The 23,259-nt window shown below is 66.4% G+C and carries 16 protein-coding genes; 10 read left to right on the top strand and 6 right to left on the bottom strand.

The genetic code is table 11. The features are described from left to right. Window positions 1-3 precede the first annotated feature (3 nt). The 6 genes from ACRVY7_RS14210 (at window position 4) to ACRVY7_RS14185 (ending at window position 4,694) form a co-directional block, all read left to right on the top strand. Window positions 4-249: an MbtH family protein gene (locus tag ACRVY7_RS14210; protein ID WP_049698851.1), complete on the top strand. Its 246-nt coding sequence runs from the start codon at window positions 4-6 to the stop codon at window positions 247-249. Further along, window positions 242-1,336, top strand: coding sequence for an ATP-binding cassette domain-containing protein (locus tag ACRVY7_RS14205; protein WP_431817537.1), 1,095 nt, complete (start codon window positions 242-244; stop codon window positions 1,334-1,336). Before ACRVY7_RS14210 ends, ACRVY7_RS14205 begins: the two co-directional genes overlap by 8 nt. Beyond that, the gene (locus ACRVY7_RS14200; protein WP_064870732.1) at window positions 1,326-2,108 is read left to right on the top strand and encodes an ABC transporter permease; all 783 of its coding nucleotides are present in this window, start codon (window positions 1,326-1,328) and stop codon (window positions 2,106-2,108) included. The genes ACRVY7_RS14205 and ACRVY7_RS14200 overlap by 11 nt, the downstream gene beginning before the upstream one ends. A 47-nt stretch (window positions 2,109-2,155) precedes the next feature. Continuing rightward, the gene (gene sigK, locus ACRVY7_RS14195) at window positions 2,156-2,815 is read left to right on the top strand and encodes an ECF RNA polymerase sigma factor SigK (RefSeq protein ID WP_431817536.1); all 660 of its coding nucleotides are present in this window, start codon (window positions 2,156-2,158) and stop codon (window positions 2,813-2,815) included. Further along, complete coding sequence (locus ACRVY7_RS14190; protein WP_431817535.1) at window positions 2,808-3,626, top strand: anti-sigma factor; 819 nt, start codon at window positions 2,808-2,810, stop codon at window positions 3,624-3,626. The genes sigK and ACRVY7_RS14190 overlap by 8 nt, the downstream gene beginning before the upstream one ends. Before the next feature lie 75 nt (window positions 3,627-3,701). Then, on the top strand, window positions 3,702-4,694 hold the full coding sequence (locus tag ACRVY7_RS14185) for an alpha/beta hydrolase (protein WP_049699044.1): 993 nt from the start codon (window positions 3,702-3,704) through the stop codon (window positions 4,692-4,694). Between the two features lie 3 nt (window positions 4,695-4,697). On the opposite strand, the gene ACRVY7_RS14180 is transcribed toward ACRVY7_RS14185, so the two are convergent. Then, window positions 4,698-5,078 (bottom strand): LuxR C-terminal-related transcriptional regulator, encoded by a 381-nt coding sequence (locus ACRVY7_RS14180; RefSeq protein ID WP_231894365.1) that lies wholly within the window; start codon window positions 5,076-5,078, stop codon window positions 4,698-4,700. 291 nt (window positions 5,079-5,369) lie between these two features. On the opposite strand from ACRVY7_RS14180, the gene ACRVY7_RS14175 reads away from it, so the two are divergent. Then, window positions 5,370-6,116 carry an acetoacetate decarboxylase family protein gene (locus tag ACRVY7_RS14175; RefSeq protein WP_431817534.1) on the top strand — a complete coding sequence of 249 codons (747 nt, stop codon included), beginning with the start codon at window positions 5,370-5,372 and terminating at the stop codon, window positions 6,114-6,116. 123 nt (window positions 6,117-6,239) lie between these two features. Next, on the top strand, window positions 6,240-7,253 hold the full coding sequence (locus ACRVY7_RS14170) for a pirin family protein (RefSeq protein ID WP_431817533.1): 1,014 nt from the start codon (window positions 6,240-6,242) through the stop codon (window positions 7,251-7,253). Window positions 7,254-7,285: 32 nt separating this feature from the next. Here ACRVY7_RS14170 and ACRVY7_RS14165 read toward each other — a convergent pair whose 3' ends face one another. Together ACRVY7_RS14165 and ACRVY7_RS14160 are read right to left on the bottom strand one after the other, a co-directional pair. Beyond that, complete coding sequence (locus ACRVY7_RS14165; protein ID WP_431817532.1) at window positions 7,286-7,951, bottom strand: FMN reductase; 666 nt, start codon at window positions 7,949-7,951, stop codon at window positions 7,286-7,288. Then, window positions 7,948-9,057, bottom strand: a complete 1,110-nt coding sequence (locus ACRVY7_RS14160; protein ID WP_064870736.1) for an LLM class flavin-dependent oxidoreductase — start codon at window positions 9,055-9,057, stop codon at window positions 7,948-7,950. The genes ACRVY7_RS14165 and ACRVY7_RS14160 overlap by 4 nt, the downstream gene beginning before the upstream one ends. A gap of 146 nt (window positions 9,058-9,203) precedes the next feature. Here ACRVY7_RS14160 and ACRVY7_RS14155 point away from each other — a divergent pair, with 146 nt between their 5' ends. Both ACRVY7_RS14155 and ACRVY7_RS14150 read left to right on the top strand, forming a co-directional pair. Next, on the top strand, window positions 9,204-9,710 hold the full coding sequence (locus ACRVY7_RS14155; RefSeq protein ID WP_064870737.1) for an MTB12 C-terminal domain-containing protein: 507 nt from the start codon (window positions 9,204-9,206) through the stop codon (window positions 9,708-9,710). 104 nt (window positions 9,711-9,814) lie between these two features. Continuing rightward, window positions 9,815-10,447, top strand: a complete 633-nt coding sequence (locus ACRVY7_RS14150) for a DUF4190 domain-containing protein (protein WP_431817531.1) — start codon at window positions 9,815-9,817, stop codon at window positions 10,445-10,447. A gap of 63 nt (window positions 10,448-10,510) precedes the next feature. Here the strand turns inward: ACRVY7_RS14150 and ACRVY7_RS14145 are convergent, their stop codons facing one another. The 3 genes from ACRVY7_RS14145 to ACRVY7_RS14135 all read right to left on the bottom strand — a co-directional run bounded on the left by ACRVY7_RS14145 (window position 10,511) and on the right by ACRVY7_RS14135 (window position 23,225). Continuing rightward, the gene (locus ACRVY7_RS14145) at window positions 10,511-10,864 is read right to left on the bottom strand and encodes a hypothetical protein (RefSeq protein ID WP_231894366.1); all 354 of its coding nucleotides are present in this window, start codon (window positions 10,862-10,864) and stop codon (window positions 10,511-10,513) included. A gap of 254 nt (window positions 10,865-11,118) precedes the next feature. Continuing rightward, entirely contained in the window at window positions 11,119-11,331 is a 213-nt protein-coding gene (locus ACRVY7_RS14140; protein WP_049698840.1) for an MbtH family protein, read from the bottom strand. Continuing rightward, on the bottom strand, window positions 11,328-23,225 hold the full coding sequence (locus ACRVY7_RS14135) for an amino acid adenylation domain-containing protein (RefSeq protein WP_431817530.1): 11,898 nt from the start codon (window positions 23,223-23,225) through the stop codon (window positions 11,328-11,330). The genes ACRVY7_RS14140 and ACRVY7_RS14135 overlap by 4 nt, the downstream gene beginning before the upstream one ends. Window positions 23,226-23,259 lie beyond the last annotated feature (34 nt).

The following is a 23,259-nucleotide window of genomic DNA, read 5'->3' as shown; positions in this document are numbered from 1 at the left end:
CTCATGACCAATCCGTTCGACGACGTCAACGGCGTGTTCCTGGTGCTGGTCAACCACGAGAACCAACACTCGCTGTGGCCCCAGTTCGCGCCTGTCCCGACCGGATGGCGCAGCGTGCACGGGCCGTCCGGCCACGACGACTGCCTGCGCTACGTCGAAGAGAACTGGACCGACCTGCGCCCGAAGAGCCTGATCGAAGCAATGGAAGGGAGTAAGCGTGCCGACCACGGGACGACACAGGATGACTGAACCCACCACGGATACGCCCGATCGCGACATGACAGATACCGGGTCGTCCGACACCGGGGCAATACAGAACGCACTCGAAATCCGTGGCGTACGAAAGGTATTCACCTCCGGCCTGCTGCGCCGAGGCCGCGCTGTCGTCGCCGTCGAGGATCTCGACCTCACGATTCCGGCGGGCACCGTCCACGCTCTCCTGGGCCCCAACGGGGCGGGCAAAACGACCACCGTTCGCATGGTGGCCACTCTGCTGCGCCCCGATGCCGGCACGGTCACCGTCTCGGGGATCGATGCACTCCGCGAGCCCGACCGGGCGCGCGAAATCATCGGCGTCTCAGGGCAATACGCCGCTGTGGACGGCACCCTCACCGGCTTCGAGAACCTACGCATGGTGGCGCAGCTCTACGGCCATCATCGACGCGACGCGTCTGTCCTTGCGCGCGACATGATCGCCGAACTCGGGCTCGACGATGCCGCCGACCGACCGATGCGCACCTACTCGGGCGGCATGCGGCGACGACTCGACCTCGCTGGAGCGCTCATCAACCACCCGCGCCTCGTCATCCTCGACGAGCCGACCACGGGACTCGACCCACGGGGCCGACGTCAGATCTGGGACCTGATCGCCGCGCAGGTGGATGCGGGAACCACCGTGTTGCTCACCACCCAGTACCTTGAGGAAGCCGACACACTCGCCGACGAGATCACCGTCATCGACCACGGACGAATCCGCGCGCAGGGCAGCGCAGACGAGCTCAAGAACTCCATCACCCCGGAAATCCTCACCGTCGAGTTCGACGGCGAGCCGACAGCTTCCGAATCCGCCGTCGTCGCAAGAACATTGGCGGCAATCGGCGTCGGAAACCCACATCGATCCGAAACAGGGACGTGGACGGTGCCCGTCGCCGACGGTGCTGCCGACATACCGGACGCCATCCGTGCACTCGACGCCGGAGGCACGCCGGTGCGCAGCGTCTCCGTTGCCGGACCAACACTCGACGACGTCTTCCTTCAACTGACCGACCACACCATCAACGCCGATGGTGACACGGCGACGAACCTCGAGACAAGGGAGCCCGCCGATGTTCACTGACACAGCAGTCATCGTCGAGCGCAACCTGCTCACGGTGCGACGCATCCCCACCCTGCTCGTCAGCGCGACCATTCAGCCGCTGATGTTCGTGTTCCTCTTCGCCTACGTCTTCGGTGCGACGTTCGGAGGACACTCCTACCGCGAGTACCTGATGGCCGGGATCTTCACGCAGACAGTCGTTTTCAACGCAGCGTTCACCACCGTGGGACTTGCCAACGACATGTCGGACGGGATCATCGACCGGCTGCGCTCGCTGCCCATGTCGCGATTGGCCGTCATCGCCGGCCGGGTGGGCTCCGACATGCTGCTCGGCCTCGTCGGACTCGCGGTCATGGTGATCAGCGGACTGGTCATCGGGTGGCGGGTCCACGGCTCACTCGCCGACGCGGCAATCGCATTCGGGGTGATCATCCTGTTCGCGCTCGCGATGGCATGGGTGGGCGCGGTCACCGGCCTGATAGCGCCCAATGTCGAAGTGGCGCAGAGCATCGGGTTCCTGTGGATGTTCCCGGTGACGTTCCTGTCGTCGGCATTCATCTCGGCGGCCAGCCTGCCGGGGCCGCTACGAACGATCGCCGAGTGGAATCCGGTGACGGCTGTCGCCACGACGAGTCGCGAGCACCTCGGCAACGGCGCGCCGTCGAACTTCGTGCCACCGTCCGGGTGGGTCGCCGACCACGCGCTCGGCTACTCGATCGGTGCGAGCCTCGTGATCCTCGCGGTGTGCATGCCGCTGTCGCTGATGCTCTACCGGCGTGCGGCAAGCAGATGAGCCGACGGCCCGATGGTCGTGCCGATCCCGACACGACACGACACCGTATGGGCGTAATCGCGACACCTGACGTCAGGCGTGGCTACGGTGGTGGAGTGACATCCGGCCACGCAGCGACGGGAGACGACGATCGCCCCGGAGGCTCGACGTCGGAAGCCGGAACCCTGCGTGATCTGCTGACCGCATCCGCAGGCGGCGACCGCGCGGCATTCGGTCACCTCTACGACCTCACCAGCGCACGCATCTATGGCCTCGCGCTCCGGGTGATCCGCGACGTGCACTACGCCGAGGAGGTCGTTCAGGAGTCCTATCTGCAGTATTGGCAGAAGGCCGACCAGTATCAGCCGTCGCGGGGCTCGGTGATCACATGGATGATGACGATCGCGCATCGGCGCGCCGTCGATCGCGTCCGCACCGAGGAACTCCAGCAGCGCAAGGCCGCCGAGTACGGCGCAGGCAACGCGAGTACCCCGCACCCGATTCCACTTGAAGTGGTCGTCGACCGCGAGGAGACCCGCACCCTGCACACGTGCCTCGATCGGCTGACGGAACTCCAGCGCGCGAGCATCGAGATGTCGTACTTCAACGGCATGACGTATCCCGAGGTCGCGGCGGTCATGTCCACTCCGCTCCCGACGATCAAATCCCGCATCCGCGACGGCCTCCGCCGGCTCAAGAAGTGTCTGCACGGTGAGTCCGATGGCTGACACCGAGTGGCTCGACGACCACATCGAGCTGTATGCGATCGACGCGCTGACGCCCGCCGAGACCGAACGCGTGCGCCGCGAACTCGACGACCTCAGCGCCGTCGAACTCCGGATCTACCTCGCACGCATCACCGACATCCAGTCGGCCATCACCGACCTCGCGAGTGGATTCGCACTCGCCGCACCCCCAGAGATGCGCACGACGGTTCTCGACCACGTGTTCAGCGCCGACGCCGAAGGGCCGAGCGACACCGACGCCTCACAGCCAAGCGACACCGACACCGACCACCCAGGCGTCTCCGACGGTGACCCCGCGACCGTTGTTCCGATCGACCGCGCGCGCAGCAGGCGCGGGCGTGTCGCAGTCGCGGTCGGCGCTGCAGCGGTCGCGGTGGCCGTCGCGCTCGGTGCTGGTGTACTGATCGGACGATCCACCGCACCGGAGCAGACGACGACAACCACCGCCCAACAGGTCTCCGACATACTCGCCGCACCTGATGCGCGATCGACCGTCTCGTCGCTCGCCGATGATCGAGGCACCATCACCGTGGTGAGTTCGAAGTCGGCGAACCGCGCTGTCGCCGTAGTGCGCGACCAGCGCAACCCCATCCCCGCGGACCAGACATTCCAGTTGTGGCTGATCGGCAAAGCGGCCACCCCGGTCTCAGCGGGCCTGGTCGCGGGTACCGGCTCCAGCGCCCCGCAGGTGATCGATTCCCTCGACTCCTCGACGGTGCTCGCGGTGACGATCGAGCCACAGGGTGGATCGGCTCAACCGACGACCGATATCCTGACGCAGGTCGCGCTGTAGCGCGGCACACGCCTGCGGGTCGACGTTTGAGAAAACGCGGCCTCGCAGACGTCACGAGTGATCGCAGGAGCAATGATGCGTCGACAACACCTGATCTGGCTGACCCTTGGGCTCACGCTGGCCGCGTTCCTCGGGGCGACGGCACCCGCGCAGGCGGCGCCGACGTCGAGCATCGTCAGTTCCACCGACGATTCACCCCAGCAGGTGACGCTGATGGTGCATTCGGCGTCGATGGATCGCATCGTCCCGATCACGGTGTTGACGCCGAAGAACCGCACGCGTCCCGCGCCGACGCTGTACCTGCTCAACGGCGCAGGCGGTGGCGAGGATTCAGCCACGTGGGACGCCCGCACCGACTACAAGAAGTTCTTCGCCGACAAGAACGTCTACGTCGTGACCCCGATCGGCGGTGCATTCTCGTACTACACCGATTGGCAGCGCGACGACCCGGTCCTCGGACGCAACAAGTGGCAGACGTTCCTCACCAAAGAACTGCCACCCCTGATCGACAAGCGCTTCCCGACCACCGGAAAGGTTGCCGCAGCGGGCATCTCGATGGCCGGCACCACGGTGTTCAACCTCGCGCTGGCGGCCCCGGGGATGTACCGCTCGATTGCCGCGTTCAGCGGCTGTGCTCGCACCAGCGACCCCGTCGGTCAGCAGTACATCCGCTTCGTCGTCGAGAACCGCGGCGGCGGCAACATGGTCAACATGTGGGGGCCGCTGAATGGACCCGGTTGGCGCGCGAACGATCCCTATCTCAACGCGGCGAAGCTACGCGGCACCAAGGTCTACATGACCGCGGGCACCGGACTTCCCGGCAAGCACGAACAATTGTCCGACCCGTCGATCGACGGCGACGGGCTGGTGCTGGCGAACCAGGCTCTGCTCGGCGGAGCGATCGAGTTCGGCATCGATCAGTGCACACGTCAGATGGCCACGCGCCTCGCTCAGCTCGGCATTCCTGCCAAGGTCAATCTGCGCTCAGGCGGAACCCACTCGTGGGGCTACTGGCAGGACGACCTGCATCAGACCTGGCCGTCGATCGCCCGAGACATCGGGGCGTAGAACTCACCAGAGGTCGAGGCTGGTGTAACCGTCCTGGAGCGCGCGAGCCAGCAAATGGGTCTTCGTCGGGGCGGGACGGCCGGCGGCCGTGTACTTCGCGCGGATACGCGCGAGGTGGGTGCTCACGGTCGAGGCCGAAATGAACAGCGTCGCCGCTGCGTCTTCCTTCGACTCGGCACGCAGCCAGGTCAACAACACCTCGACCTCGCGGCGCGACAGCACGGGCCGGCGCATGGCGGCGACGTCGTGGCCGTGGCGGTAGTCGTCCATGCGGGCGATCTCGGTGCGAGCGGACGCGGTCGACGTCGCGACGCGATCAACTACGACGCCGGGCACAGGCGATGGCGCCGCGAGAGGCCCCCCGGTCTGAGAAACTACGGTCACCAGTACGTCCTTACACATCATGTCTTTACGACAGCGATCCCCAACTCACAGCAAATAGTAAGGATTGGGTCTGACATGTCGGTAGTCCCCTAAATGGGGCCTTTGTTGCATTCGCAACAATCGGCGCTGGATTGCTGCGCCTATATGTGTGTCTTATCGAAAGATGTGGGTGCTGCAGCAGCCACATCTTTCGATAAGACACACATTCAGGCCGAGGAGCCATCGCTCAGCAGACGGTATGCCAAACTAGAACACGTTCTCGTTTGTCCGTCGCTGTCAGAAAGGGGCCTCATGCCCTCCCCGTCGACCCACACCGTCGCAGGTACCACGCTCACGATGCCCGTCCAGGTCAGAGATGCGCGGTGTATCGTCGCGGGATTCACCGCCGACGCCGACGCGATGGCGCGAGCCATAGCAGCGTCGGGCGCATCGCCCCTTCGTCCACTGCGGATGCGCCCCGGCCGCGGAATGGTGATGCTGGTATTCGTCGACTACGTCGACGGAGATCTCGGCCCATACAACGAGTTCGGTGTGTGTTTGCTCGTCGAGAATCCGGCGCAACGTCCATCGCCCATCAATGCGCTCGGCTCGGTGTTGCGCGGCGATGCGCACGCATTGATTCATCGGCTTCCCGTCGACGGCGAGTTCACCCGTCAGGCAGGGCGCGGGATTTGGGGCTTCCCCAAGTTTCTCGCCGACTTCGACGTCGACCATGACAGCTCACGCAAGCGCGGCAGCGTCTCGCACGACGGAAGCCTCATCGCGGCACTCGAGACCGCACCTGGCCTGCCGGTCCCCGCGGGCTCAGGGGATGCGGAACTCACCGCCTACTCGTGCCTCGACGGAGCGCTGCGCTCCATACCGTGGCGGCTGGGATCACTCAGCGGTGTCCGCGCACGGATCGGCGGCGCCACCCTGACGCTCGGCGGTCACCCGATCGCAGAAGAACTACGTGACCTGAAGTTGGCCCGGCACGCCGCCATGACGATGTCGGTGGCACACCTGGCCATGACATTCGACGACGCCACCGATCTCTGAGATTCGGCTCGCCGATCGCACCGGGCACGCGTCGTCGACCCGGCTGTTCCTAGACTGGCGTCATCAGCCCCACAGCCAAACGGTCCACAAGCCGAAAGGCGCCAGCCGAAAGGCACACGAGCCATGAGCAACCTCGAAGCACACCCGGCCGAGATCGACTGCCAGACCGAAGCCGAGAACGCCGATCCCGATCATGACGGATCGCTGCGCGTCGAAGTGCTCACCGCGCGCGACGTACCGCTCGGCGGGCCGCGTGCCATGACGGTGCATCGCACCCTGCCGCAACGGGAACGGTCGCTGATCGGAGCGTGGTGCTTCGCCGATCACTACGGCCCCGACGACGTCTCGACCACCGGCGGCATGGACGTCCCACCGCATCCGCACATCGGATTGCAAACGGTCAGTTGGCTTTTCACCGGTGAGATCGAGCACCGGGACACGATGGGCAATCACGCGATGGTCCGGCCGGGCGAACTGAACCTGATGACCTCCGGACACGGCATCGCCCATACCGAGGTCTCCACACCCGACACCACGGTCCTTCACGGCGTGCAGTTGTGGGTCGCACTCCCCGGCGAGTCCGCGAACACCGCACGCGACTTCGCCCACTACGCACCACCGGCGATCACCGTCGGCGACGTGACGGCACTCGTCTTTCTCGGCACCCTGCTCGGCAGCACGTCGCCCGTCGAGACGTTCACGCCACTGCTGGGCGCTGAACTGCGTATCCCGCCGGGAGCAGACGTCACGCTCGACGTCGACCCCGGATTCGAACACGGATTCCTCGTCGACTCCGGTCGCGTGGAGATCGTCGATTCGACGACCGGACCGCTCGAGCGGACCGAACTCGGCTACGTCGGAGTCGGCGCCGAGGCCATCGTCCTCGCCAACCGCGGCGACGACGACGCGCGGGTCATCGTGCTCGGGGGTGCACCGTTCGACGACGACATCATCATGTGGTGGAACTTCGTCGGGCGCAGCCACGAGGAGATCGTCCTCGCGCGCGAGGAGTGGATGGCGCACAGTGAACGCTTCGGCCAGGTGCAGGGCTACACCGGCGAGGTGCAGCACCTGCCGGCGCCGACCCTTCCGGGCACACGACTGCGCGCCCGGGAGAACACTCCCGGGCGCGCATAGGCGGTCAATCCGCTTCGGTCAGCCTCTATCACTCAGTCGCCTGCGAGCAGACGAGCGAAGTTGGCGATCCCCGCCTCCTCGCCCGCGTGTACCCGCTGCTCGCCGCGATCAGCGTCCGACGTCTGCGACGCGGCGGCCTGCCGAACAGTTCCGGTGGGCATGAGCGCCACCAATTGTGTTGCGGCCCGGCGGATTCGGTCGGACAGCGTTGCCGTGTCGCCGGAGGTCGACGCCCAGTCCTCCGACGCCGCGTAGACGCCGGTCGGCACAACCACGGTGCGCAGGTAGCCGAACAACGGACGCAGCGCGTGGTCGAGGACCATCGAGTGCCGGGGACTGCCCCCGGTCGCCGCGATGAGGACCGGCTTGCCCTCCATCGCGTCGACGTCGACGAGGTCGAAGAACGACTTGAACAAACCCGAGTACGACGCGTTGAACACCGGGGTCGCGACGATCAGCGCGTCGGCGTCCTGGACGGACCGGATGGCGTCGCCGGCAGCACCGGTCGCGAAACCGGTTGCCAGCGAACGCCCGATGTCGACGGCGAGGTCGCGCAGGTCGATGATCTGCACGTCGACGTCTCCGCCCTGCGACCGCACGAGCGACACGGCGTCGCCGGTGAGCCGGTCGACGAGCATCCTCGTCGACGACGGTTCGCTGAGCCCGGCGTTGACCGCGACGAGTGTCAGTGGCTTCATGCGTTCACCTGTGTTTCCTGCTCTGCAAGCTCCTCTGCGTCGCGTGCCGCGACGAGCGAGGCGTGCGTCGGCGCGTCGGGAACATCTGCCGGGCGGCCTTCTGCGAATCCCTTGCGGAGTTCGGGGAGCACCTCGCCGAGCTCGTCGAGCTGCTCGAGGACCGTCTTGAGCGGCAGTCCTGCGTGGTCGACGAGGAACAGCTGGCGCTGGTAGTCGCCGAAGGTGTCGCGGAACGAGAGCGTGCGGTCGATGAACTCCTGCGGGCTGCCGACCGTGAGCGGCGTCTCGCGACTGAAGTCCTCCAACGACGGTCCGTGCCCGTACACGGGCGCGTTGTCGAAGTAGGGACGGAACTCGTTGACGGCGTCCTGGGAGTTCTTCCTGATGAAGAACTGACCACCGAGCCCGACGATCGCCTGGCTCGCCTTTCCGTGTCCGTAGTGCTCGTAGCGCTCCCGATAGAAGTCGATCAGTCGCTTCGAGTGCTCGGCGGGCCAGAAGATGTGGTTGGCGAAGAAGCCGTCACCGTAATAGGCGGCCTGCTCGGCGATCTCCGGACTGCGGATCGAGCCGTGCCAGACGAAGGGCGCGACGTCGTCGAGCGGACGCGGCGTCGACGTGAACGACTGCAGCGGGGTGCGGAACTTGCCCTCCCAGTCGACGACGTCCTCGGTCCACAACCGGTGCAGCAGGTGATAGTTCTCGATGGCCAGCGGGATCCCCTGCCGGATGTCCTTGCCGAACCACGGGTACACCGGGCCGGTGTTGCCACGACCGAGCATCAGGTCGACGCGGCCGTCGGCGAGGTGTTGCAGCATCGCAAAGTCCTCGGCGATCTTGACCGGGTCGTTGGTGGTGATGAGTGTCGTCGCGGTGGAGAGCTGCAGCTTGCTCGTCTGAGCTGCGATGTAGGCGAGCGTCGTCGTCGGCGACGACGAGAAGAACGGTGGATTGTGGTGCTCGCCGAGGGCGTACACGTCGAGACCGATGTCCTCGGCCTTCTTCGCGATAGCCACCGACGCCTTGATGCGCTCGTGTTCTGTCGGCTCGACTCCCGTCGTAGGGTCGGCCGTGATGTCGCTGACGGAAAACAGTCCGAACTGCATGTCATGCCTCCTGGAATGACGGATACGAAACCTTTCACTCGCCATAACCGGACCACGGTCCGGTTAATTCCCACGTGTAGTGCCGCCCCTCGTCGACGTAAAGCGATCGGTTAGTGTGGCCTTACAATTCGTCGTCAGGAGTAGCAATGAAGCTTCGGAAGTCTCTCGCGGCAGCCATGATCGCGGGCGCCGCACTTGTCGCTGTAGCGGGCTGTTCAGGTTCGGACAGCGCCAGCGATACCGTCGCAAGCGCCACCAGTAAGGTCACCGAGGCGACGAGCCAGGCCGCCGCGGCGATCGCCGGCCTGACCAATTCCGACGCCCAGGACATCCTCCGCAAGGCCGTCGACCCCAATACCTCGTCCGACGAGCTCGAGAAGGTCGTCGACACCAGCAACCCGGTCACCAAGACCGCGATCCAGGCGTACGCCAAGGGCGCGTCGGCAGCGGGCTACGGACCCGATGTGTACACCGTGACCGAGGTCAAGAAGACCGGCGACAACGCTGCGGATGCCAGCGTGGAGGTCAAGAGCCCGCACACGTCCAACCCCGCGAACATCACGCTCTCGTACGTGAAAGTCGATGGCGAGTGGAAGCTGTCCGGCAACGCCGTCACCCAGCTCACCTCGATGATGGGCCAGCACGGCGGCTGATTCGCCGGACGCCTCAGTACAGATCCACACACTCCGCGCCGTTCCGGACTCTTCATTCCGGGGCGGCGCGGTGTGCATCGGTAGACTCACTACGAGGAGGGCCGATGCGAACCGAACACCACACAGCGCCGATCGAACCGGCAGCAACCGACCGTTACGAGCGCTGGCCGCAGTCGAACGTGCTGGAGTCGATGTCGCTGCCCTCCATACCGGATGCTTCATCGACGCCGGATGCCTCGGAGGCGTACTCGGTGCCGGACGCCGCGTCATCTGGCCGTGGCGACAACGCGCCGCGATCACGACGCAATCCTGTGCCCATCGAAGGCCTCCGCGTGCGGACACGAGACACATCACGCGATACCCCACTACCGGAGGTAGGCGACTACTGGGACCTCGCCCACGCTGAACGCGTGATCCTCACGCCGACGGTGATACCGACGGTCCGTCCGGTACCTCTCGCCAGTCAGGTGCCAGCGCGACCGCGGACATCGCCGCTGACCACAGCGTCGTTGGTGACCGCATTGGCCGCGTTCCCACTTATTTCGGTGTTGGGCATCGGCGGGGTCGTCGGGCTCTTGTCGATGGTGCTCGGTGCTGCGGGCGTTCGCCAAATACACCGACACCCGACCCGCTATCGAGGCAGTGGCCGCGCTGTCACCGGAATAGTCCTCGGCACGATCGCCGCGGTGATCGGCATTCCGATCATGCTGCTGGTGCTGGTGATCGCAGGTTTGTGAGTTGGTGCCGCGGCCGGTGGAGTTGGTCGCAGGCTTGTGAGTTGGTGCCGCAGGGCGGGAGCGTCAGCCCACGGCCCGGAGCGAACCACCGGAGAACGGCAGATTGCGACCGAGCCAGGCGAGAACCTGATCGATCATCGCCCCCTGCTTGACGGGATCGCTGACCGTGGCAATCGACGGGAGTGAGTGAAGCAGTGCCGCGTAGATCGCGGCCTCCGACGACATACCGTTTCGCTTCATCACCTTTTCGTACGACGACATGCTCTCCGCAAGCTCGGCGTACGTCGCCGAATCGCCCCCCAAGCGAACAGCCGTCATCCACGGCGTCGCCTCAGCGCGCCGCTTCACGTCGTTACGCAATTCCGTCATCATTCGACCTCGAGCACCCCACGCGTCGACATCTCCGACCTCAGCCATCTTGCCTCCCAACGATGGCGTCGATCCTTTCGAACAGAATGCACCTAAGCGACTTGTTCGGAAGACGAACCACCGTACTATGTGACGAATTCCACTCGGATTTCGTGTTTCTACAAAACCCGATGCTACTGAGGCGTCAGCAGGTATCCAATGTTGCTGATGTGACTGGTGTGAAAGCGTTATATGCGTGTCACCGGTCGGCGATTACGTCGTCGTGTCGCAGCCTCTACAGGGGCGTCTGCCCTTCGCGCCGACTAATCGGCCTCCATCGCTTCGATGAGGCTCTTCGGGCGCAGGTCGGTCCAGTTCTGCTCGACGTACTCGAGGCACGCGGCCCGGCTGTCCTCTCCGAACACCTTGGTCCATCCGTCGGGGATGTCGGCGAATGTCGGCCACAGGGAGTGCTGGTTCTCGTGGTTGACCAGGACGAAGAATCGTCCGTTCTCGTCGTCAAAGGGATTCGTCATTGTCGCTTCCTTTCCTCACCATCGTCTTCGATGTTCGTTGTGTGTTGCTCGTGCGCGTTGCCCGCCAGTCGCAGAGCCAGGACCGGCCCGATGACAGCGAGTGCGTCCGCATTCGCCATGCCGAGGTGGTCGGCGTCGACGTCTACGTTGACAACGTCTCCGTCGACGTGTGGTTCCCACGACCGCGCGACAGCGGATGGGTCTTCCTTGTCGCGTGTCGCCGTGAACACCAGCAGCGAGCCGTCGAACCGGTCGGGGCGGAATTGCTCCACCAACTGCTCACCACCCGCGAAACTGTCCATCACCCACTGCACCTGCTCATCACGCAGCAGTCCCAGCGATGCGATCCTGTCCCGCACGATCGCTGCGACCTCATCGGCAGAGCTCGCCTCAATATCTTCCCCGAGATCGAATAGGTCGCGCCAGCCCCCCAGCAAATCGCCGACGAACTCGCCGCCGGGACGCACCCGCTCGGCCGATTCAGACCCGTTCACCTGATCGACGGACACCGGCGCCGAGTCCATCACGCCGAGGAAGGCAACCTGCTCGCCTGCTTCCCGCAGCGCCGTGGCCATCGCGTAGGCGACGTATCCACCGAGCGACCAACCGAGCAGGTTGTACGGCCCTTCCGGCTGCACGCGTCGGATCTCGGCGAGGTACCGCTGCGCCAGCTCTTCGACAGACGAGGCAAACGGTTCTCCGGACACGGCGTGCGGGTCCTGCAGGCCGTACACCGGCCGATCGGCCAGGTAGGGCACGAACCCGCCATAGAACCACGCGAGTCCGCCCGCCGGGTGCACACAGAACAGCGGAGGCTGTGAGCCGCGCGCGAGTTCGATGAGAACCTCACCTGCCGGCGCGGTGGCGCCTTCGATTCGGGCCGCGATCCCGCGCGGCGTCGGATCGTTGAACAACCAGCCGAGTTCGAGATGATCGCCGTGCACGCGCCGCAAGAGACCGAGAGCACGGGTCGCCGACAACGAATCGCCGCCGAGGTCGAAGAAGCTGTCGGTCGCGCCGACGTTCTCGACGCCGAGGATCTCGCCGAACACCTCGGCCACCGATTCCTCGATCGGCCCGACCGGGTCAACACGAACCCCGCTCGGGCGCTGCGGTTCGGGAAGCGCGCGCTTGTCGAGTTTGCCGACGGCCGTGAGCGGAAACGCATCGAGCACGGTGATGCTCGACGGCACCATATGGGCGGGCAACCGTTGCGAGAGAAAGTGCCGCAGCGTCGTCGACACGGATTCCTCGGGATCGCTGAGGGAATCATCGGGGCCCGGGGAATCGTCGAGCACGACGTACCCGGCGAGCGCTGTCGCCACCGCTCCCCCGACTCCGACGACGACGGCCGATTCGACCTTCGGATGGGCCGACAGTGCCGCCTCGATCTCACCCAGTTCTATTCGTAGACCGCGAAGCTTGACCTGAGCGTCGCTTCGGCCCGCGTACTCGAGTGAGAGTTCACCGGTCTCGTCGCGCTGCCAACGGACGACGTCGCCTGTGCGGTACATGCGTTCGCCCGCGGTGCCGTTCGGGTGCGCGACAAACCGCTCCGACGTCAGTCCCGGCCGATCGAGATATCCGCGAGAGAGCGGTAGTCCGGTGATGTAGAGCTCTCCGGAGACTCCCTCGGGTACGGGATGCAGGCGGGCGTCGAGGACTTCGAAACCTGTGCCGTTGATGGGACCGCCGAGAAGCACTCTGGCACCCGGCCACGTCGGCCGCGCGAACGTCACACTGATCGTCGTCTCGGTCGGACCATAGATGTTGTGCAGGCTGAGGTGGCCCGACCAACCGTCGACGATCGACGGCGGGACGGCTTCGCCGCCCACCGCAACCCCTGCCAGATCCGGCAGTGCAGCCGGATCCATGGTCGACAGCACGGTCGGGGTCAGGAACGTATGCGTCACCGCACGTTCTCGCATGAACCGCTCCAGTGCCTCGCCACCGACCGCGTCCGCCGGGCGGTATGCGATCTCGCCGCCGAATGCTGCGGCGAGGAGGTACTCCAGCACCGAGGCGTCGAAGCTCGGCGACGCGAAGCCCAGCACAACCGGCTTCTCGACCTGCGGGAAGCGGGACGATTCCGCTGCGGCGTAGTTGGCCAGGCCGGAGTGCGTGACGCTCACACCCTTGGGCCTTCCGGTCGATCCCGAGGTGTAGATCACGTAGGCCGTGTTGTCCGGTCGCACCGGCTTCAGTAGCTCGTTCGCGGCGAGCGACGTGGTGTCCTGTGACGAGATTGCGCGCGAGACGGCCGGGTCGTCGAGGTCGACCCAGTCGAGTCCCGGCCGCGTCGGCAGCGAGCGCGAGCGGGTCAGGCCCAGTACGGCGCCGGAATCCTCGACCATCGTCGCGACTCGTTCCGCCGGATAGTCGGGATCGATCGGCACATACCCCGCGCCGGTCTTGGCGACTGCCCAGATCGCGGTGAGCAATTCCGTGGAGCGTCCGATCGCCAGACCGACGAGCGACTCGGTCCCGATCCCACGTGCGATCAGCCACCGCGCGAGGCGAGTGGACTCGGCGTCGAGTTCGGCGTAGGTCAGCGTCGAACCGGCCGCGTCGCTGACCGCAGTGCGCGGTCCGTATGCCGCCGCGGCTTCGGCGAAGAGGTCGGCGAGCAGCCGCGGTCGTTCCCCTTCACCACCGTCGACCGGCGTGAACAGTGCCCTCTGTTGTTCGGTGACGAGGGTGATGTCGGCGGTGAGGCGTGTCGGGTCTGCGGCCATCTGGCGCAGGATCTCGACCAGCGCGGTGCTGAATACCTCTACCTGGTGATCGTCGAACGCCGCAGGCAGATACTTGAGCGTGAGCGAGATCCGGCCGCCCGGCAACGGAGCCGTCGCCATGTTGAGCGGGTAGTGGGTCGCGTCGGTGCCATCGAAATCGAGGATCTGCAGTCCCCCGGTCTGTGCGGGGTTGGCGGTCGCCAGCGAGTCGCCGTCCACCGGGTAGGACTCGTGCACCGTGAGGGTGTCGAACAGCAGCGGGACGTCGGCCAGCGCCATCAGTTCTGTCAGTCCGATGTGCTGGTGGTCGAGCACGGTCACCTTCGCCTGCTGCAGACGGGCGAGCACGTCCGCGACGGGTGCGTCCGGGTCGACGTCGACGACAGCGGGCACGGTGTTGATGAACAGGCCGACCATCGACGCCACGCCTTCGAGATCTGCGGGGCGGCCCGAGGTGGTCTCACCGAATGCGACGACCCGGTTCCCGGTCAGTCGAGACAACAACACAGCCCAGGCCAGTTGCAGCACCGTGGCCACGGTTGCGCCCTGTGCCCTGGCGAGCCGCTCGATTCCGTCGACGATCTGCTCGTCGAGCAGTGCGGAGTGATCGCGCGGAAGCATCTCGCGAGCACCGGACACGCCGGGAGCCACGAGGGTCGGAGCGTCGACCGGTGCGAGCACGCCTCGCCACGCTGCCCGAGCGGCGTCGGGATCGGCGAGCGCGATGCGGCGCGCATGATCGCCGAAGTCGCCACCACCGGGTTGTGTCCCGGTGTAGGTCGACCCGGTCGCGTACAGCGCGAGCAGGTCGGCGAGGACGAGCGGACCCGACCATCCGTCGATCAGAATGTGGTGATTGGTGACGATCAGGTGCGCGTCGTCGCCGTGGCGGACGAGCGTGAAGCGCATCAGCGGGGCGGACTCGAGATCGAATCCACGACGTCGCTCCACATCGGCGTAGCGCTCCACTGCCGACTTGTCATCAGCCGACATGTCATCACCGGCCGACGACGCCGGTACCTCGACGACCTTCCACGGCACGGAGACCGACTCCGGGATCACCGTGACCACGGCGCCGCTTCCGCAACGCACGAACGCCGAACGCAGCGCCCTGTGATGATCGAAGAGTGCTTCTGTCGCACGACGAAGCCGCTCGACGTCGATGTCCCCGCCGAGGTGGAGGATTCCCTGCACCACGTAGACATCCACCGCGTCGTCGCCCGCGAGCTCTGATTGGACGTGCAGGCCCCTTTGGAGCGGCGTCATCGGCCAGACGTCGGCCGAGCCGAAACGGTGCGCGAGCTCGTCGAGGTCGTCCTGGGTCACGCCGGTACCGGGCACGTCCGAGGGCGATAGTCCCGGCCCGCCCGGCTGTCGCGCCGCGGCGGTGACCGCGGCGAGTTCGGCCGCCCATCGATCACCGAGGTCTTCGATGTCCGACCGAGAAAATGCGCCACTCGGGAACAGCAGGTCGGCCGACAGTTCGCGGCCGCTGTCGGTCGTCGCGGTGCCGACGTTGACGGAGAGCGTGTTCATCGCAACCATGCGACCCGACACCGACGCGGGCAGTGCGGGTGCCGCGGGATCGGCGGTGAACGGCAACACCGCCGCGTCGTCGCTGCCGCGGACGCCGGCTCCGAGGTAGTTGAACGCGATACCGGGCAACGCGGTCTGCGCCAACCGTGCGTCACCGTTGCGCGAGAGGTTGTTGCGCAGCAGGCCGAATCCCAGACCGTGCCCGGGCTGACCGAGGCGTTCCTCCTTGGCAGTCTTCACGGCGTGCACGACGTCATCGCCCGGGTCGACGACGATCGGGGCGATCGACGTGAACCATCCGACGGTGCGGGAGAGGTCAGCGGTGCTCGGTGACGAGCCGTGGGCGAGCACGTCCTCGTAGCGTCCGTGACCTTCGACCAGGATCGATACCGGAGCATCGTCGACGATTCCGCGAGCACGCTGCCACGACGTGATCGCGCGCGCCAACGCACCGAGCAGAGCGTCGTTGACATGCCCACCGAACTGTTCGGGGACGCTGGTGAGTAGCGCCTCCGTGTCCACGGCGCCGACGGCGACGGTCACCGTGGAGAGCGTGGCGAATCGATCTCGGTCGCGGTCGACGGTGACGCCGAGATCGGTGGGCTCGCGGTCGACGCGCGCCAGCCAGTAGTCGACCTCGCCCACGTGATCGGGTGTGCGTTCGGCCAGCGCGGAGTGCCACGCCCGTGCCGAGGTGACCTCGGGACGCAACGTCGCATCGCCACCGCTTTCCGACGCCGCCCACGCCGTGATCAGATCCTCGATGAGGATCGGCCACGAGACCGCGTCCACGCCGAGGTGATGGATCGCGAGCACCACCCGCGCACCGTCGGCTCCCACGACGTGTGCGGCGGACACCAGGACCCCGTCGGCCGGTGACAGCTCACGCAGTGCGCGAGCATGTGCCGCCCGCACCGCGGCAGCGAATTCCGGGCTGCCGCCGGCTGCATCGACCCGCTCGCCGACGACGCTCGGTGTGGCGTCGAATCCTCCTGTGGCCACCCACTCGCCGTCGACGCACCGCAGTGTCGACGACAGCATCGGGTGTGCCGAGACAACCGTCGTGAGCAGTCCCCGCAGCCTCTCGGTGTCGAGACCTTCGGGCGCGATGAGTGTCATCGACTGCGAGAAGTCGGCGAAATCGTCTGGCTCGTCGGACAATTCGATCATCCACGCAGCAACCGGCGAGACCGGGACGGCACCCGTCGGCCCGTCCGGCAACTCGGCGAGCATCGGGAGTCGGTGTGCATCGGCTGCTGCTGCCACGGCAAGTGCGCGCACCGACTTGTGCTCGAAGATGTCGCGCGGGGAGATCGGAAGGCCTGCTGCACGTGCGGCCGACGAGAGCGTGATGGCGAGGATCGAGTCACCGCCGAGCGCGAAGAAGGAGTCGGTCATGCCGACCTTTTCGACCCCGAGCACACCGGCGACGAGGCCGGCCAGAGTCTCCTCCGCGGGTGTCGCCGGCACGACGTCGTCGCCGCCGACGCTGTCGATCGTGGGCTGCGGCAGTGCTTGTCGATCCAGTTTGCCGTTCGCGGTCAGCGGCAGACGATCGATCGGCATGATGATTCCGGGAATCATGTACGTCGGCACCGCGCGCGCAACCGAGTCGCGGACCTCGTCCACGTCTATCGAGTCGATCCGGTCTGCGACCACATAGCCGACGAGTTGATCGCCACGTCCGGGGATGTCGACGACCGTTGCCGCGGCCGCGTTGATGCCGGGAGCAGCGGCCAATGCGGCCTCGACCTCGCCGTACTCGATGCGGAAGCCACGCAGCTGCACCTGCGCATCACCGCGACCGAGATACTCGATGTCGTCGCCGATGCGGCGAGCGAGGTCGCCGGTGCGGTACATCCGTTCGCCGCCCGGATCGAAGGGGTCGGCGACGAACCGCGTGGCGGTGAGCTCCGACCGCCCCCGGTAACCCCGCGCCAATTGGCCACCCGTGACATAGATTTCGCCGACGACGCCCGGCGGGACCGGATGCAGTCGCGAGTCGAGGATGTGAATGCCCAACGAGCTCAACGGCCTACCGATCAGCGAGCTGTCGCCGTCGAGGACCGATGCTCGGTCCATGGGCCGGATGCTGACATGCACCGTGGTCTCCGTGATGCCGTACATGTTGACCAGTTGAGCTGTGTCCGAGGGGTTTTCGGTGAACCAGCGGTCGACCTGATCGAATGCGAGCGCCTCGCCGCCGAACACGATGTAGCGCAGGGCGAGATCAGGTCCGACGCGCCGTCGAGCGTCGATGAGTTGGTAGAAGGCGGACGGCGTCTGGCTCAGCACCGTCACCCCTTCGCGGCCGAGGAGTTCGACGAATGCGTCCGGGTCGCGTGCGACGTCGCGGTCGACGATGACCAGACGCGCACCCGACGCGAACGGGCCCCACAGTTCCCACACCGAGAAGTCGAACGCATAAGAGTGGAACATGGTCCAGACGTCGGTCGGGACGAACTCGAAGTCGGTCGCGGTGGTGTCGATCAGGGTGAGCACGTCGCGGTGAGTGATCTGCACACCCTTGGGCTTGCCGGTGGATCCGGAGGTGTAGATGACGTACGCGCCGGAATCAGGTTTGATGACCGGCGTCGGCGTGGGCAGACCTGTCCCCTCGCCCACCAGGTCGTCGACGTCGACGGCCGCGACGGCGTCGGGCAACTGCCCGAACAGCTCGTGATCGACGGTCGCGGCGTCGGTGATGATCAGGTCGATGGCGGCGTCGGCGACGATGTAGGTCAGGCGTTGCACCGGGTTCGTCGTATCCAACGGGAGATAGCCCGCACCCGCCTTGAGGACACCCAGAATGGCGACGGCGAGGTCGACGGTGCGTGCCGTTGCGACACCGACGAGATCTCCCGCGACGACACCGCGCTCGACCAGTGCCGCGGCCACTGCCGTCGACCGGCGGTCGAGTTCGCCGTAGTCGAGCGACTGTCCGGCCGCGCTGACTGCTGGCCGGTCGTGGTGTGCGCGTACAGATTCGGCGAACAGGTCGACGAGGCTCAGGTCTGCGCGCGGCGTGTTCGTTATCGGCGCCGGAAGTGCGGCGAGCGTCGCCTTCTCGTGATCCGACAGCAGCACGACGTCGCCGATCGGCAGGCTCGGATCGGCGGTGCAGCCGTCGAGCATCCGGACGAACCGGTCGGCGATCGTGTCAACCGTCGAGCCATCGAAAAGGTCTGTGGCATAGACGATCTGCGCCGTCCACGGCTGACCGTCGGGAGCGTCGGCGATACCGAAGGTGAGGTCGACCTTGGCCGGGGTGTGCTGCGGCGCGATGGGCGAGATCTGCACTTCGGCAACATGTGTGGCGTTCACATCTGCCGTGAACTCCGGCAGCACCGACTGATGGAACGTGAGCAGCACCTGGGTGAGGGGCGCGAACGCTTCCGAACGCACGGGGTCGAGACGATCGATCACCGCTTCGAACGGAACATCGGCGTGGGCGAACGCGTCGAGGTCGGTGGTCCGCACAGACTCGAGTAGATCGGCGAACGATGCGCCGGGGTCCACGTCGCTGCGGAGTACGAGGGTGTTGACGAACATGCCGACCAATGCGTCGAGATCACGTTGTCCGCGACCGGCAATCGGGGTTCCCACCGTGACATCGGTCGTGGCGGCCAATCGGGACAGGAGCGCAGCGAGTGTCGCGTGCACGACCATGAACGGTGTCACACCGTGCTCGCGTGCCACCGCCGACACCCGGCCTGCGATGGCGGCCGGTATCGCAAACCCGACCTGCGCACCCCGCTCGGAGGCGACGAGGGGTCGCGGACGGTCGGTCGGCAGTTCCACCACATCCGGTACTCCTGCCAGCGCGTCCTCCCAGTAGGACAGTTGACGCGCGACCACCGACGCCGGGTCGTCCGGCCGCCCGAGCACCTCGTGCTGCCAGATGGCCACATCGGCGAACTGCACCGGCAGCGGCGCGAAGTGCGGTGCCGAGCCGGTCGCGCGTGCCGCGTACGCCGCCATCATGTCGCTGACCAATGGGCCCATCGATTCGCCGTCGGCGGCGATGTGGTGGGCCACCAGCCCGAACACATACTCGTCCTGCGCGGACTGCCAGACGCGGCACCGCAGCGGTTCCTCGACACTGACGTCGAAGCCGTCGGTCACCGCGGCCTCGAGCTGTGCGGCGGAGTCGACGACGCCCCAATCGAGGCGGTCCGACACGGTGTCGACACCGCCGATGATCTGCACCGGAACGCCGTCCACCGCCGGGAACACCGTCCGCAGCACCTCGTGACGCTCGACCACGTCGACGACGGCTGCCCGCAGCGCAGCCACGTCGACGTCGCCGCTGAGCCGAAGCAGCACCGGGACGTTGTAGGTGCTCAACGCGGGATCGAACTGGTTGATGACCCACATCCTGGCCTGCGCGAACGACAGCGGAATGCGGGCCGGACGGGGCACGACCGGCACGACCGGGGCAAGGCCCGGCTCACGCTGCGCCGCAAGCGCGGCGAGACCGCGCACGGTTGGCTGCTCGAAGACGTCGCGCACGGTGATGTCGGCGTCGAAGAGTTCGGAGATCCGCGCAGCAACGCGAGTGGCCGACAACGAGTTGCCGCCGAGGTCGAAGTAGCTCTCCGTGACGCCGATGGTCTCGCTACCGAGCACCTCGGCGTAGACGGCGGCGACACGCTCCTCCGCGTCGGTCGCCGGTGCGACGCTGCTGTGTTGCTGCGCTTCTTCGGCAGGTGCAGGCAGCGCGGCAGCGTCGATCTTGCCTCCGGGCGTATGGGGCAGTGCATCGAGCACAGTCAGACTCGCGGGAACCATGTGCGAGGGAAGCCGCGTGGCGATGTGATCGCGGATGGCCGCGACATCGACGTCGGATGATGCCACCACGTACCCTGCCAGCGCGCTCGCGACAGCGCCTCCGACACCGATCACCACCGCGGCGTCGACGTCGGGGTGGGAGGTGAGTGCCGCCTCGATCTCGCCGAGTTCGATCCTCAGCCCGCGCAACTTGACCTGTGTGTCGATGCGGCCGGCGTACTCCAATTCGCCTGTGGCGGTGACCCTGACGAGATCGCCCGTCGCGTACAGGCGCGCGCCCGGTGTCGAGCTGAACGGATTCGCGACGAACGCCTTCGCGGTCAGTCCGGGGCGTCCGAGGTAGCCACGCGCGAGAGAGTCGTCGGCGCTGAGATACAGCGCCCCCGTCACGCCCTGCGGCACTTGGTGCAGTCGCGAATCGAGAACATACGCGGCGAACCCGCGAATCGGGCGTCCGATGGTCACCGACTGCCCGCGCTCGATCACGGCCGCGGTTGCCCACACCGTCGTCTCCGACGGCCCGTAGAGGTTGAGCGTCCGCAGATCGGGATGAGCCGACGCCCACCTGTCCATGAGTTCGGGTGGGCACGCTTCTCCCGCCGATGCGAGATTTCGCAGGCTCGCACCGAAACGCGGGTCGACGGTGGCGAGCACCGTCGGCGTGATGATCGCGTCGGTGACACCGCCGCGCTCGAGGACGCGGCCGAGCGCGTCCGAGGCGTACTCGTCGGCGCCGGCGATCACCAGGGTGTGGCCGAGGCCTATGCCCCAGAGCATTTCGAGTACCGACGCGTCGAAGCTGGGCGATGCGACATGCAGCACCCGGACATCGGATGCGGTTGCCGAGGTCCCGGAGATCTCCGCGAGTGCGTCGACGAGATTGGCGATGCCGCGCTCAGCGACGCCGACCGCCTTGGGGCGACCGGTCGATCCGGAGGTGTAGATGAGATATGCGAGGTCGTCGAGTCTCTTCGGTGCACGGCGCTCGTCGTTCGTGACGGGGCCGTCTGCGACCCCGGGTGCGATCAGGGTGTCGATGTCCATCCATGTGCACGGCGATTCTCCGAAGCCGGGGATGGTGTCGCGATCGCTGATCCCAAGGGTTGCACCGCAATCGGCCAGCATGAAGGCGATGCGGTCCTCGGGATACGACGGCGCGATGGGCACGTACGCGGCCCCTGCTCGGAACACACCGAATACGGCGACAACCGAGTTGATCGACCGGTTCATGCCGACGGCGATCACGTCGCCGGGTCCGACACCCGCGGCGATCAGTCGGCGGGCCACACGATTGACCGCCTTCTCGAATTCGTCGTAGGTCAACTGCTGGTCACCACAGACCAGTGCCGGACGGCCTGGGTCGATCACGCGATCGTCGAGGATGTCGACGAGTACTCGCGGCATCGAGACACCGCCATCGGCCGCAACACCATTGGTGCCCAACGAGTTCCGACTCCGCACCCCGAGTGACACCACCGTGTCGTCGTCGACCGCGAGGTCGATGTCGCCGACGGCGACCCGGGGATTCGCCACCATCGCTTCCAGCACCGTCAACCAGCGATCGGCGAAACCGCGCACCGTCGATTCGTCGAATAATGCGCTGGCATAGATGAATTCGGCCGTCATGGGAGAGTCTGCGCGTCGGTCTGCCACGCCGACCGTGAGGTCGAACTTGGCTGTCGGCGCAGCGATGTCCAGCGGTTCGGCGACCAGTCCGGCCGCCTCCATCTCGGCCCGCGGATCGACGTCGCCCGACACATGGGTGAAGGCGATCTGCACGAGCGGCTCGAATGCGGTGGAACGCGCGGGCGACAACTCGTCGATGAGATCTTCGAAGTTCACGTCGGCGTGCGCGAAGGCATCGAGATCGGTGGTGCGCACCGACGCGAGGAAGTCCTCGACGGTCCGCCCCGGATCGACCTCGGTGCGCAGCACCAATGTGTTGACGAACATCCCGACGAGATCGGCGAGGGCAGAGTCCGTGCGCCCCGTGATCGGGGTTCCGATGACGACGTCGTCGGTGGCGGCCTCGCGCGACACCATGATCGCCAGCGCCGCGTGCAAGACCATGAAGCCGGTGATCTCGTGGTCTCGGGCGAAGGCCTCGATACGAGCCGCCAACGCGTCGTCGACGGTCAGTCTGACCACACCTGCGTCGCTGTCGCGCACCGAGGGCCGCTGCCGATCCCTCGGCAGGTCGGTGACGATCGGGAGTGCCGCGAGTTGCGTTCGCCAGTAGTCCATTTGGCTACCGATCGGGCTCGACGGATCGTGCACGCTGCCGAGGGCCGCCTGCTGCCAGAGCGCATAGTCGGCGTACTGCACGGACAGCGGAGCCTGCGCGGGCACTGCCGGGCTGGTGCGGTGAAGGTAGGCGGCGAGAAGATCGCCGACGAGTACCGGAACCGATCCCCCGTCGAACGCGATGTGATGAACCGTGAGCGCCAGTTCGTGCTCACCGTCGGCAACCCGCAGTACCCGACCCCGGATCGGGAGTTCACGCGCGACGTCGAATCCCGCTGTGGCAGAAATAATAAGCTCATCACGTTGGAATGCGATGCCCCAATCCACCTCGTCGCGCGCCTGTGCGGCGTCGACGATGTGCTGCACTGGGCCGTCACCGTCATCCGGGTAGATCGTGCGCAGCACCTCGTGACGTTCCACGACGTCGCCGACTGCTGCGGCCAGAGCCTCGAGGTCGAGAGTTCCCTTGAGGCGCAACACAAGTGGAATGTTGTAGGACGCCGACGTCGGGTCGAATCGGTTGATGAACCACATCCGCGACTGCGCAGCGGATAGTGGCACCCGCGCCGGTCGCGCCACCGCTGTCACGCGGGGCAGCACCTGGTCGCGGCCTTCGATTGCC

It is taken from the genome of Gordonia jacobaea (assembly GCF_965344965.1).
In the GTDB taxonomy this organism is placed as follows: Bacteria; Actinomycetota; Actinomycetes; order Mycobacteriales; family Mycobacteriaceae; genus Gordonia; species Gordonia jacobaea.
This window is presented reverse-complemented; position numbering and strand designations above follow the sequence as displayed.